The 13,121-nt window shown below is 35.5% G+C and carries 14 protein-coding genes and 1 other annotated feature (1 of these 15 only partly in view); of the genes, 9 read left to right on the top strand and 5 right to left on the bottom strand.

Translation table 11 applies throughout. The features are described 5' to 3' along the window. Nucleotides 1-47: a binding site (T-box leader), on the bottom strand (it extends 198 nt beyond the left edge of the window). A 110-nt stretch (nt 48-157) separates the two neighbouring features. Further along, on the bottom strand, nt 158-346 hold the full coding sequence (locus TR08_RS15885; protein WP_045519750.1) for a hypothetical protein: 189 nt from the start codon (nt 344-346) through the stop codon (nt 158-160). Between the two features lie 418 nt (nt 347-764). Here TR08_RS15885 and spxA point away from each other — a divergent pair, with 418 nt between their 5' ends. From spxA to pepF, 5 genes are all read left to right on the top strand, one after another. Then, nucleotides 765-1,160: a transcriptional regulator SpxA gene (gene spxA / locus TR08_RS15880; protein ID WP_045519743.1), complete on the top strand. Its 396-nt coding sequence runs from the start codon at nt 765-767 to the stop codon at nt 1,158-1,160. 304 nt (nt 1,161-1,464) lie between these two features. Next, nucleotides 1,465-2,136: an adaptor protein MecA gene (mecA, locus tag TR08_RS15875; protein WP_045519741.1), complete on the top strand. Its 672-nt coding sequence runs from the start codon at nt 1,465-1,467 to the stop codon at nt 2,134-2,136. Between the two features lie 69 nt (nt 2,137-2,205). Continuing rightward, a complete protein-coding gene (cls, locus tag TR08_RS15870; protein ID WP_045519950.1) occupies nt 2,206-3,717 on the top strand; it encodes a cardiolipin synthase in 1,512 nt (503 codons plus the stop codon). 100 nt (nt 3,718-3,817) lie between these two features. Continuing rightward, the gene (locus tag TR08_RS15865; RefSeq protein ID WP_045519739.1) at nt 3,818-5,005 is read left to right on the top strand and encodes a competence protein CoiA; all 1,188 of its coding nucleotides are present in this window, start codon (nt 3,818-3,820) and stop codon (nt 5,003-5,005) included. A 143-nt stretch (nt 5,006-5,148) separates the two neighbouring features. Continuing rightward, nucleotides 5,149-6,966, top strand: coding sequence for an oligoendopeptidase F (gene pepF, locus TR08_RS15860; RefSeq protein WP_045519737.1), 1,818 nt, complete (start codon nt 5,149-5,151; stop codon nt 6,964-6,966). Between the two features lie 488 nt (nt 6,967-7,454). On the opposite strand, the gene TR08_RS15850 is transcribed toward pepF, so the two are convergent. From TR08_RS15850 to TR08_RS15840, 3 genes are all read right to left on the bottom strand, one after another. Next, nucleotides 7,455-8,321 (bottom strand): ClpXP adapter SpxH family protein, encoded by an 867-nt coding sequence (locus TR08_RS15850; protein WP_045519733.1) that lies wholly within the window; start codon nt 8,319-8,321, stop codon nt 7,455-7,457. Next, complete coding sequence (locus TR08_RS15845; protein WP_045519731.1) at nt 8,318-8,725, bottom strand: globin domain-containing protein; 408 nt, start codon at nt 8,723-8,725, stop codon at nt 8,318-8,320. Before TR08_RS15845 ends, TR08_RS15850 begins: the two co-directional genes overlap by 4 nt. A 71-nt stretch (nt 8,726-8,796) precedes the next feature. Next, nucleotides 8,797-9,369 (bottom strand): CYTH domain-containing protein, encoded by a 573-nt coding sequence (locus TR08_RS15840; protein ID WP_045519729.1) that lies wholly within the window; start codon nt 9,367-9,369, stop codon nt 8,797-8,799. Between the two features lie 120 nt (nt 9,370-9,489). Between TR08_RS15840 and TR08_RS15835 the strand changes: the two genes are divergently transcribed. The 4 genes from TR08_RS15835 to TR08_RS15820 are packed head-to-tail and all read left to right on the top strand — an operon-like array spanning nt 9,490 to nt 12,283. Then, nucleotides 9,490-9,849, top strand: coding sequence for a hypothetical protein (locus TR08_RS15835; protein WP_045519948.1), 360 nt, complete (start codon nt 9,490-9,492; stop codon nt 9,847-9,849). Between the two features lie 31 nt (nt 9,850-9,880). Then, entirely contained in the window at nt 9,881-10,519 is a 639-nt protein-coding gene (locus TR08_RS15830) for a GTP pyrophosphokinase (protein WP_045519728.1), read from the top strand. Nucleotides 10,520-10,560: 41 nt separating this feature from the next. Next, nucleotides 10,561-11,361 (top strand): NAD kinase, encoded by an 801-nt coding sequence (locus tag TR08_RS15825; RefSeq protein WP_045519726.1) that lies wholly within the window; start codon nt 10,561-10,563, stop codon nt 11,359-11,361. Nucleotides 11,362-11,383: 22 nt separating this feature from the next. After that, nucleotides 11,384-12,283, top strand: a complete 900-nt coding sequence (locus TR08_RS15820) for an RluA family pseudouridine synthase (protein ID WP_045519725.1) — start codon at nt 11,384-11,386, stop codon at nt 12,281-12,283. Between the two features lie 74 nt (nt 12,284-12,357). On the opposite strand, the gene prpE is transcribed toward TR08_RS15820, so the two are convergent. Further along, nucleotides 12,358-13,098 carry a bis(5'-nucleosyl)-tetraphosphatase PrpE gene (gene prpE, locus TR08_RS15815; RefSeq protein WP_045519724.1) on the bottom strand — a complete coding sequence of 247 codons (741 nt, stop codon included), beginning with the start codon at nt 13,096-13,098 and terminating at the stop codon, nt 12,358-12,360. Between the last annotated feature and the right edge of the window lie 23 nt (nt 13,099-13,121).

Here is a 13,121-nt window from a genome sequence, read left to right as displayed (position 1 = left end):
CTCTGAATCGGTTAAAAATACGTACTACTCTTTGTCATTGCCAAATCGATAATTTATTTATTCATATTATAATGAAATGCATAATAGTAATCAAGTTGCAACAGTCTTGTCCGATAAAAAAAGGCGATTTCTAATGAAATCGCTCCCCATTGGGTCATTACTTCTTCTTATTGCCACCAACGCTTTTCCATTTTGTTTGAAACCTGGCGCTTTGTTCAACGAATTCAGAACGTCTTTTTCCTCCGAACACCTTTTCACCGAAACCATTGGTCATCACACCCATAAGTGCAGTAATACCAATAATTAATATAGCAACCATCGATAAATCCGCTATGTACCCAACCATGATAAAACCTCCATTTTTCAATTCAAAAGGTATATTAACTGTTTGTAATGTATAAATCCCCTCATAATTATTTTAAAAGAACTTGGCGATTATTAAAAGAGGGAAACGAAAAAAACAATAAAAGTCGATAAATAATAATGAATGCGTTTTCATTAATGGGATTTAATTGAGAAAATATTTTTGAAAAAGAAAGGATGAAACTTTTTCGGTTTTTATTCGTCTAATATAATGAAATTAATAAAATAGGCTAAAAGTTTGACATACAATAATTTTTGAAAAAGAGATACCTTTTTTAGAAACAGTGGTGTATAATTAATGATATAAATTACTTATTTATAATTATTTTAAACAAGCAACAAAAACTTAGATGGATTTACAATAGATTTGGATAGTAATTAAAAGAGGAGTGTGGAGACGAATGGTAACATTATACACTTCACCAAGTTGTACATCATGTAGGAAAGCAAAATCATGGTTAGAAGAACATGAAATACCATATACAGAAAGAAATATTTTTTCTGAGCCATTATCAATTGAAGAAATTAAAGAAATCCTTCGAATGACAGAAGATGGTACTGACGAAATTATTTCTACACGATCTAAGACTTTTCAAAAATTAGATGTTAACTTAGATACAATGCCATTACAAGATTTATTTGAATTAATTAAAGCTAACCCTGGATTATTACGTCGTCCTATTATCATCGACGAAAAGCGTTTGCAGGTTGGCTATAATGAAGATGAAATCAGACGGTTCTTACCAAGGAGAGTTCGTACATTCCAATTAAGAGAAGCGCAGCGTATGGTAAATTAAATTAAAAGATGAAGCCTTCATTCTGAAGGTTTTTTTTATACTCTTGTCTCCATTAAGTTTGAGATTTCTGTGTCATTTTGTTACAATGTAAGGAATATCTAATTAATAGGCAAATTAATGGTTTTTGCAATTAAGAGTAAATTTATTTCCCAATTTAATACTTTTGTCATAAAATGAAAGTACAAGGATTATATACTTTTTTACATCACAATAATGATCCTTCTACATTGGGAAATTGCTAAAAAGCATTGTCTGCTGGGGGTATTTTGTCCCTTCAATATGGAAACGGAAGGGAGAGGTAAAGATGGAAATCGAACGAATTAATGAGAATACAGTAAAGTTTTACATCTCTTATGGTGATATTGAAGAACGAGGCTTTGATCGTGAAGAAATTTGGTACAATCGGGAGCGGAGTGAGGAACTTTTCTGGGAAATGATGGATGAAGTACATCAAGAGGAAGAGTTCGTTGTGGAAGGTCCTCTGTGGATTCAAGTGCAGGCGTTAGAAAAAGGATTAGAAATTCTTGTAACGAAGGCGCAGGTTTCAAAGGATGGACAAAAGTTTGAGCTTCCAATTCCAAATGAAAAATTAAAGGATTTGTCTGTTGATAACAATTTTGAAGATATATTGGATCAGCATTTCAATCCTGGACATCGCGATGATGATGACCTTTTACCTGAAGATGAGTCTTTAGAGTTTTTAATTGCTTTCAAAGATTTTGAAGATGTCATTATGTTGTCAAATCGTGGTGGACTTGATGATTTAATCACTGTGTTGTACAACTTTAATAATAAATATTATTTATATACTGAGTTTCCTGAAGATTTGTTTGAAGAGGACGAAATTGATGATATCCTAAGTATCCTTCTAGAATATGGTTATGAAACACAGTTAACCATCCATCGTATTCAGGAGTATGGTAAAGAGATAATTTCTATGAATGTTTTTGCTGAAATTAGAAAACATTTTAAATAAACGTGCCGATTTCTATTTTTGAAATCGGTATTTTTTACATTGAATTAATTATTATTGGCGGTGATGAGACTGAAAAACACAGTAAGGGTTGTTTTATTTGTGTTCGTTTTATCCATACTTTTGTTTTTCTTTAAGGAGTATTTACATGGTGGAATTTTTGGTTTTCTGAGTCTTTTAATCACACTGTCAGTTATTTTTATTTCATTTGTAATTTTTTTGGAAAATCGCCATCCGACACAAACCATTACCTGGTTGGTTGTATTAGGGAGCTTTCCATTAGTGGGATTCTTTTTCTACCTATTATTCGGAAGGAGTTATCGTAAGGAGAAAATGTATCGGAAGAAATATTTCCTCGATAAACAAGCTTTTTTAACGGTTGAAGGTGAAAATGACCCGCGAAGTGAAGAAAAACAGAGTTTAATGGGGGAGCACCAAGCCAGGCTATTTTCTTTGGCACAAAAATTAGGGAATAGTCCTATATCCTTTGATACGTCAACAAAGGTATTAACCAATGGGGAGGAAACCTTTCATCATATTCTTGAGCAATTGAACAGAGCCAGACATCATATACATATGGAATATTATATTGTTAGAGATGATGATATTGGACAAGAAATAAAGAATGTCCTAATCAAAAAGGCTGCGCAAGGGGTAAAGGTACGATTCTTATATGACGCAGTAGGTTCTTGGCAATTATCCAAAAGATATATTAATGATCTGAAAAAAAGTGGGATAGAGACAGTTTGTTTCGGTCCTGTTAAGCTGCCGTTTTTAAATAATAAATTTAATTTCAGAAATCACCGGAAAATTATTGTAATTGATGGGATGATTGGCTTTGTAGGCGGACTTAATATTGGTGATGAATACCTTGGCAGAAATCAAACCTATGGTTTCTGGCGAGATACCCATTTGATGTTAAGAGGGGAAGCAGTTCGCTCACTACAGTTAATTTTTTTACAAGACTGGTATTACACGACCAACCATAGTTTTTTAACAGCGGAATATTTGTCCCCGCAAATTGATGAAAAAAATCATGGGGGAGTGCAGTTGATTGCTGGTGGTCCGGATAATGAATGGAGCGTTATTAAAAATATTTTTTTCTCGATGATAACATCGGCAAAAGAATCTGTTTGGATTGCCTCACCATACTTTATCCCTGATGAAGATATCTTTTCTGCCATTAAGGTTGCTGCCCTTAGTGGCATTGATGTAAGATTACTTGTTCCTAACCGACCTGACAAACGAATTGTCTTTCATGCTTCAAGGTCCTATTTTCCAGAGCTTCTTGAGGCAGGTGTTAAGGTTTACGAATATGAACGTGGGTTCATGCATAGTAAAATCGTGATTGTCGACCATGAGCTTGCTTCCATTGGAACCTCCAATATGGATATGCGTAGTTTTCATTTGAATTTCGAAGTAAATGCTTTTTTATTTCGAACAAAAAGTACTCAAAAGCTTGTGGCAGAATATCTAAATGACCTAGAATATGCGAAGCAGCTAGAATTAACCTCATTTAGGAAAAGACATATTGGCTTACGGTTACTTGAGTCAACAGCGCGGTTACTTTCACCGCTACTTTAAGTTCACAAACTCGTCATAATGACGAGTTTTATTTTTATCTATAAAAGGATTTCTTGTTAGGTAACACGAATCTAAGAAGCAAAAGGAGGTAGGTATCCATTTGTTAACGGCACGAACAAAATCAGGAACAATATTTAGCTTAGGTACGGAATATAAGAAAGAGACGCTATTGATTGTACGTAACAGTGAGGAATTTTTTTGTCCAGTTTGTGGGGAAGCTGTTTCCCTTAAATTAGGGAATCAACGAATTTATCATTTTGCCCATCGAAGCGGTACGGTTTGTAGAGATTTCCATGAAGGAGAAACGCTTTATCATATAGAAGGAAAACTACAGCTCTATCAGTGGCTTAATAGACAACAAATTCCTGCAGAATTAGAATATTATGATCCTATAATCGGGCAGCGTCCGGATATCGTGTTCCTTTACGATGGGAACAAATACGCATTGGAATACCAGTGCTCACCGATAACGGAAGAAATATTTATCAAGCGAACGCAAGGCTACTATCAACAGAATTACATTCCCCTCTGGATAATAGGCAGAAAGCATATTAAAGCAAAAAGGAGTAATGTATTCTCCTTGTCGGCCTTTGATTATTTCTTTATAAGAAAAACAAATGACAGGCATTTAATACTTCCTTCTTATTGCCCCGAAGAAAAACAGTTTAATATCCTCAGTTCGATTTATCCTTACTCCATAAAAAATGCAATTGCAAACTGCACTGTACATCCAATCCAAAACACTGAAATTAAAGATATTCTAGAACCCAAAGTAATTAATCAATTAAGCTTCTTTAAATGGTCAAATGAAATGGAGAAAAATACGATTAACTGGTCACTTCATCCCAGCCGCGACCGAAATCGATTTCTTCGCGAGATTTATAATCATAACCTCAACTTATATTTGCTCCCTTCAGAAATCGGCTTACCTGTCCGCCATTCCCTTTTAATTCAAACACCTGCTATTATTTGGCAAACCTATTTGTATTTAGATGTTTTGCTGGATAAATCACCTAATGACCTTATTAATTTGAAGGACGTAGAAAGAAATTACAACCAGAGAATAAAGAATAAAGAGATTGCGATTAGGAATGCTCCACAACTTGCGAATGAAAATTCTTTTCATGCAGTTAGTCAGTATTTTCTTCAACTAGAAAAACTAGGATTGCTGATGAAAAAAAGCGAGACTGTTTATCAACTCCAAAATAAAATCTTCATCCCGAAATCTAACAGGGAAAAGGAAGAACTCAGGAAGAAATTTATCAAAAAAATAAGTCCATACTTGTAAAATAATAAATGAAATATTACTTTAGGGCATAATATAATGGGTAAATCTAAATAAATTAGAGGAAATATCATCAAAAAAGGAGAATATTAACAAGGTTAAAATACTTTTCGTAATTCGTATAATTTTTGAATGGAGGAAGAAATATGGCAAACGAAGCTGCGGTAAAGGCGTTGCCTTCAAGAAGTGAAATACCTGTTGAAGATACATGGAGATTAGAAGATATCTTTTCTAGTGATGAAGAATGGGAAAAAGAATTTAAAGAAGTAAAGAGCCAAATTTCAGGAATTAAAGAATTTGAAGGGAAACTGGGAGAGAGCGCAGAGACTCTTTATAATGCTCTTCAATTTCAGGATAAGCTACTTGAAAGGATTGGCAAGCTGTATACATACGCCCATATGCGCTATGATCAGGACACAACAAATTCCTTTTTCCAGGGATTAGATGACAGAATGAAAAATCTGTACTCTCAAGCAGGTAGTCAATTAGCATTCATTGTACCAGAAATTCTTGCCCTAGAAGAAAGTAAGGTTAATGGATTTTTAAATGAGAAATCTGAATTAATGCTTTATGAGCATGCCATTGAGGAAATTAATCTGCAGAGACCACACGTTTTGTCTGCCGAACAGGAAGCATTGTTAGCTGAAGCTAGTGAAGTTATGGACGCTTCTAGTAATACCTTTGGGATGTTAAATAACGCTGATTTAAAGTTCCCTTCTGTTAAAGATGAAAATGGTGAAGAGGTTGAAATTACTCATGGACGTTACATCCGATTCCTAGAAAGTGGAGACCAAAGAGTCCGCCATGACGCCTTTAAGGCGGTTTACGAAACGTATGGAAACTTCCGTAATACTTTTGCCAGTACGCTTGGTGGAAATGTGAAAAAAGATAATTTTAATGCAAGAATTAGAAAGTATGATTCTGCTAGGCATGCCGCACTTTCAGCCAATAATATTCCTGAAAGCGTGTATGATAATTTAGTTAATACTGTAAACGATAATTTACATTTATTGCACCGCTACGTCAAACTCCGGAAAAAGGTGTTAGGGGTAGACGAACTGCATATGTACGATCTGTATACTCCTCTTGTAAAAGATGTGAAAATGGAAATTCCTTATAAACAGGCAGAAGAGCTTGTTCTAAAAGGGCTTGCTCCATTAGGTGAGGAGTATTCACAAATCTTAAAAGAAGGATTTGAGAATCGCTGGGTAGATGTTCATGAAAATAAAGGAAAACGCAGTGGAGCTTATTCTTCGGGTGCATATGGAACAAATCCATACATTTTAATGAATTGGCAGGATAATGTGAATAACTTATTTACATTGGCTCATGAATTTGGACACTCCGTCCATAGCTACTATACAAGAAAAAATCAGCCCTATCCGTACGGAAACTATTCCATTTTTGTTGCTGAAGTTGCTTCAACGTGTAACGAAGCACTATTAAATGATTATTTATTGAAAACCATCGATGATGAACAAAAACGTATCTATTTATTAAATCATTATTTAGAAGGTTTCAGAGGCACTGTGTTCCGCCAAACGATGTTTGCTGAGTATGAACATTTAATTCATCAAAAAGCTCAAAATAATGAGGCTTTAACAGCTGATCTACTAACAAGTGAATATTATGCTTTGAATAAGAAGTATTTTGGTGAAGAGGATATTGTAATCGATGAGGAAATTGGTTTAGAGTGGTCTAGAATTCCTCATTTCTATTACAATTATTATGTGTATCAATATGCAACCGGCTTTAGTGCTGCAACCGCATTAAGCAAGCAAATCTTAGAGGAAGGTGAGCCTGCTGTTAAACGCTATATTGATTTCTTAAGTTCGGGAAGTTCAGATTACCCGATTGAAGTACTTAAGAAAGCAGGTGTAGATATGACAAGTGCAGATCCAATCAAGGATGCTTGTAAGGTGTTCGAAGAAAAGTTAAATGAATTAGAACAGTTATTATCTTAAAAAGTTAGGGGATGGTACCGCGGGTACCATCCCTTTAAAACCCTCTAAATCTTTTTCTATCATTTAAGTAGAAAAGTAACATAAAAATTCCAATAAAGAAAAGTGGAATACTAATTATTAATGGGAAGACCTTCATAAGGGCAAGGATATGGAGGGAAAACCCGCAAACAATAAAAAGAATCATGAGGATAACAGGTAAATTCTTCATTGAAGTATACCACCTTTTTGTAAAAGTATGTACCAACCTATTTATAGTTTATTGTCCAACATAGAATAATATGATATTTTGACAATTATGTGAAATAACGCACAATCACATTGTCAATAGGTTCAAGCACATGTTATATTTTATACGTGAAGTTAATCACAACAAACATATACCCCTTTGTTTGACCGTGAAAAATTTCTCCCATCCCCTTTGTTCGTATTAATAGAAAAAGACCTTGCAGTTTTTGCTGCAAGGTCTTTTCACGTTCAAATATTATGTGCTAGTCTTCAACATAACGCCAAAAAGTTCCGTATTTAGCCGGAAGCTGCTCAACCTTTTGAAGTAATAGCAATTTTTTCATTTCCCGTTCAACCTGAGAAATTGACATATTATAAACTACTGAAATTTCCTTAGAAGCCACTAGTTTAAAATACTTCAAAAATGTCTCTAATGGCGGTGGCTGATTTTTTACTGGCTGTTCAGAAAGCATTTCTTCAAGAATTTGAACATAGACTTCATACGGGTAAGAACCTGTAATTTTAATTCCTTCATCTTCTGCATTCTCGTTAAAAAATACAAGGGTCGGAATTTCTTGTACCTCCATCTCAGTGGTGATTTTTAAGTCACACTGAAATGCTTTAGCCGAACTTTCAGAATGGAAATCAGAAATGAATTCCTCGACATCTAATCCGACGCTTTTTGCGCAAGTTTTTAGTACTTCAAAATGTGAAATATTTTGTTTATCAATGAAAAGTTCCTCTTGAAGCTTACGTAAAAACCGTAATCCAGCTCTTCTCCCTTGTAATTCAGCAGCCTTTATTGCAATTGAAGCAATATAAGGAGAAGCAACAGGATTTTCTAGCCATAGGCTCCCATCACAGGACATTCCTGATCTGCTTGCTGTCTTTTCCCATAACTCTGCAATCACTTCATAATTTTTCTTTTTGCTTACATTTAAATTTGCGATACGACCACTTAACACGTGTTTTATCGAAAAATATCGCCCGTATTCAATGTGCAGTTTTTTTAAGATAGGCTCAAGTGCCCAACACTCTGGGCATAAGGGATCGATGAACATATATATTTCAAGTGGCTTCTTGTCATTAGTGTAGAATTGTTGCTTTGATGTGTACCCTGGGTTAGTCACGAATTTTCACCTGATATCTTACTGCCATCTGGTATATTAATCATATGTTGTGCAGTAAGATAGAGCCTAGAATAAAATTCATCCCTTAGAGGACCCTCTAATCCAGTCTTGTCCATCGCTTGTTTCATGCAAGATAGCCATGCTTTTGCACGGATAGGAGTAATGGGAAAAGGCAAATGTCGTGCACGCATCATCGGATGACCATGCTCTTCAGTGTACAAAGATGGTCCTCCCAAATATTGTGTTAAAAATTGCTTTTGTTTCCGGGCAATTTCAGAAAATTCATTTGGAAAGATTGGAGCAAGATCAGGATGTTGTGCAACTAGACCATAAAAAGTATCCACAAGGCGATGTAAAGTATCTTCGCCAATGGACTCAAATGGAGTAGGCTTTTTCTCATTCATGTTGACAACTCCTTTTAATATGTTTGTATCTTTATTTTATCAATGCATATTTCATATCTCAAATAAACCGCTTATATTTTTTGCTGATAAAACCGAGCGATCTTATTTTGGGTTACCCGGAATGGTATACCATATTGTTCTAACAGCTCCTGAAATGCAAGTTGACCACTTTGAAAATCTTCCACTTCGTATTCAACCTCATAGTCTTCTGAATTTAGATAAAAGCTATGATCCAATACTAAAAGTCCATCTTTGTAGGGGAATTCAGCCCTTCTTGTTGTGAGAGAACCGAAATATTCTAAACTGTTAAAAGATATATCTAATTGTTCCAGTCTGTCATGAATGATTCCCTTAGGTAATATTCCCTTCTTAGTGGCTTCCATGAATTCATCTTCAGATAAATATTGTGTTGTTTCTAAAAGACCAACGGATGCTGGCTGCTTTAATGTCATCTCATAGTTAACATTTTTTTCCCTGATCCTTAGTGCAGAGCCTAATTCCTTTAATTTAAAATCAGATGTGTCAAAGTAATGATTTGTTTGGCTGATAATTTGGTTTACCTCTACTTTAAATGTGTTAAGAAGAGTTTCATATTCGTCTTTTGTGAGTATATTTTTAAATTCTATTTCAATTGTTTCTGACATTATGATCCATTCCTTTCTTTTCATATTTTTATTGTACTTAGCATTTGGTCGAACCGCAATTCTTGGGAGAAATGGATAGATTATGCTAAAATAGTAGAGTAAAAGGTGGAGGTAAAAATGATGAATAAAAGAATAACAATTAGCAATGCAAACTTTTCGGATAACAAGTTATTATTACATGCTAGTGAGTCGATTAACGGGTTAATCCCAACAGAACAAATTCTCGTTGATTCTAAGCAATTTTCATTTGTTTATCTAATGGAGAATCTAGAGGGTTATACATATATCGACATTCCTGAACCAATTTGGCCTTTATTAAAAGAGACATTAACAAAACGAATTCCAGTTTGGATCCATTTTAATGATGGAGAATTGGAGTTAACAAATTTTAATGAGGAATTAGAATATGTTATAAACAACATAAGAGGAAATAGTAATTATGGTGAAGAGATGGTCACAAAAGTAGAAGGAAATTTTTAACCATATTTTAGTTTTTTATTGAGGTGGAATAATGAAGCATTGGGACCAATTCTTAGCTCCATATAAACAAGCGGTATCAGAGCTGAAAATAAAATTAAAGGGTATGAGAGGACAATTTGAGTTGGATTCTAGCCATTCACCTATTGAATTTGTGACTGGTCGGGTGAAACCAATTGCAAGTATCCTTGATAAGGCAAATCAAAAAGGTATTCCACTAGATAAATTGGAAGAGGAAATGCAAGATATTGCAGGTATGCGAATCATGTGTCAATTCGTGGATGATATTCATCATGTTGTGGGCTTATTAAGAAACCGAAATGACCTAGAAATCGTTGAGGAAAGGGATTATATTTCACATAAAAAAACAAGCGGATATCGTTCTTACCATGTAGTGATACAATATCCGGTACAAACGATTCATGGAGAAAAGAAAATCCTTGCTGAAATACAAATAAGGACATTGGCCATGAACTTTTGGGCTACAATTGAGCACACTTTAAATTATAAATATAAAGGAATCTTCCCAAAAGATATCCAAATGAGGCTGCAACGTGCTGCAGAGGCAGCGTTTCGTCTGGATGAGGAAATGTCATTAATACGTGGAGAAATTCAAGAGGCTCAGGCGTTTTTTACAAGGAATAAAGAGTTTAAACAAGAGGAGAAAAGTTAATAGAAGTATGTAAAGCATATCAGTACAAGGAGCAAACTATTATGAAATTTGCCATAACATCCAAAGGAGATCAAAAATCAAATATCTTAATGCATAAGATGAGAACCTATTTACTTGATTTCGATCTTATTTACGATGAGGATCAGCCGGATATTGTCGTTTCAATTGGCGGAGACGGGACACTTCTATATGCTTTTCACCGATACAGCAGCCGCTTGGATAAAACTGCATTTGTCGGAATACATACAGGTCATCTTGGCTTTTATGCTGACTGGACACCTGATGAAATTGAGAAACTTGTGATTGCAATTGCCAAAACACCTTATCAGGTTGTTGAATATCCTCTGATAGAAGTAATTATTCGTTACCAGCATGCTGGTAAGGAATCTCGATATCTTGCCCTAAACGAATCAACTGTCAAAAGTGTCGAGGGAACATTAGTTATGGATGTAGAAATTCGCGGTCAGCACTTTGAACGTTTTAGGGGTGATGGCCTATGTGTTTCCACTCCCTCCGGCAGTACGGCATACAATAAAGCACTTGGTGGAGCAATTATTCATCCTTCTATTTCAGCATTGCAGATCGCAGAAATGGCTTCGATTAATAACCGGGTCTTCCGGACAGTGGGCTCACCGCTAATTCTGCCGTCACATCATACCTGTATGTTGAAACCGGTTAATCGTTTGGATTTTCAAGTAACCGTTGATCATCTTACTTTACTCCATAAGGATGTAAAATCCATTCAATTTAGGGTTCCTGATGAAAAAATCCGCTTTGCTCGTTTCCGTCCATTTCCTTTTTGGAAGAGGGTTCATGATTCCTTTATATCAGATTCGGACTAATCATCTTCCTGGAGGACACGGCATGAAACCAAATTTTGAACTTCAGTGGAAAATCAATGAACAGCAAGCAGGTCGAATGATCAAGGAATTCTTGAAAGAAAAGGAAATATCTCGGATTGCTCTAACTGATATAAAATTTAGAGGCGGAAAAATTCTAGTAAATAACACTGAAGTGAATGTTCGTCATGTACTAAAAGTGGGTGAAATCGTTACCGTTATTTTTCCTCTTGAAAACCCCAGTGAAGGTGTAGTGGGAGAAAAAATCAAATTAGAGATCCTTTTTGAAGATCCATATTTACTGGTTGTTAATAAACCAGCGGGGATGAGTACCATTCCATCTAGGGAACATCCAACAGGAAGTTTGGCAAATGCCTTGGTTGGTTACTATGAAAAAATTGGAATTAGAGCGACCTCCCATATTGTTACACGTTTGGATCGCGATACATCAGGGATTGTATTAATTGCAAAACATCGGCATGTTCATCATTTACTTAGCAAGCAACAGCAAAATGGTGATGTTAAAAGAACCTACGAGGCCTTTGCTGAGGGCAGTGTAAAGCTTAAGATGGGCATGATTGAGGAACCGATTGGCAGGAAGCTAGACAGTATTATTGAAAGAGAAGTCCGAAGTGATGGGCAATGTGCATGCACCCAGTACAAAGTCTTAAAATGGTATAAAGAGTTCACCCATGTTGAATTAGAGCTAAAGACTGGTAGAACTCATCAAATACGGGTTCATATGTCTTATATTGGTCACCCGTTACTGGGAGATGATTTATATGGGGGAAATCTTTTGCTTATTGAGCGACAGGCACTGCATTGTAGAAGGATTCGTTTCCTACACCCTTTTAGTGGTATGGATATGAATTTCACTGCACCACTTCCTTTAGATATGGATGAAATAATAAAGGCTGCCCTATAAAAGGTCAGCCTTTTGCGTTATTTGGTGATTTCCTAGGAAATTTGTCGATGTTCTTAGGAGTATTTACCCTATTTTTAAGTAAAGTCTTTAAACTTTTCTTTAATGTATGGCATAGTAGAATCTACAGAAACTATTTCCATCTCAGGGTACCTGAGCGCCGTTAACTTACCACCAAAAACGGCTCCAGTATCAATATTATATGTATGATTGATCACTCTTGGTTCTTTCACTGGGGTGTGCCCGTATACAATTATTGAATTACCAGCGTACTGTTTAGCCCAATCTCTTCTAACAGGAGAACCATCAGGGTGTTTTTCACCAGTTATATCTCCGTAAAGGACAAACGTTTTAACCTTTGAGTTTGACTTACCGATAAATTCTTCTTTTATTCCAGCGTGAGCAATAACTAACTTATTTTGATCTAATACTAAATGCAGCGGCGATTTTTCATAAAGATCAATGAACTTTTTTTTGATGGACTGCTGCTCTTTTTTTGGTAATGACTTATATTCTGCAACTGTTGTTTCGAGCCCGTGTGTTTCCTGGACCTTGTTGCCAAGAAAGTAACGATACAATTTATTGCAATGGTTCCCAGGTGTATAAAATGCCTGTTTCTGCTCGATTACAAGACGCCACACAATTTCAGCTACTTTTAAGGAAGATGGTCCACGGTCAGTTAAATCCCCAACAAAGCCAAGGAGCCTGTTGTCTGGATGAATCGGGATTCCGTTCTTCCATTGGTAACCGCATTCCCTTGTTAAAGCTTCAAATTCGGGAAAACAGCCATGTATATCACCAATAATATCAATTTTCATTGAAAAAATTCCCCCTTTATATT

The organism is Neobacillus niacini (assembly GCF_000759675.1).
GTDB lineage: Bacteria > Bacillota > Bacilli > Bacillales > Cytobacillaceae > Neobacillus > Neobacillus niacini_A.
The sequence above is the reverse complement of the archived record's forward strand: the minus strand, read 5'-3'. Positions and strand labels throughout refer to the sequence as shown.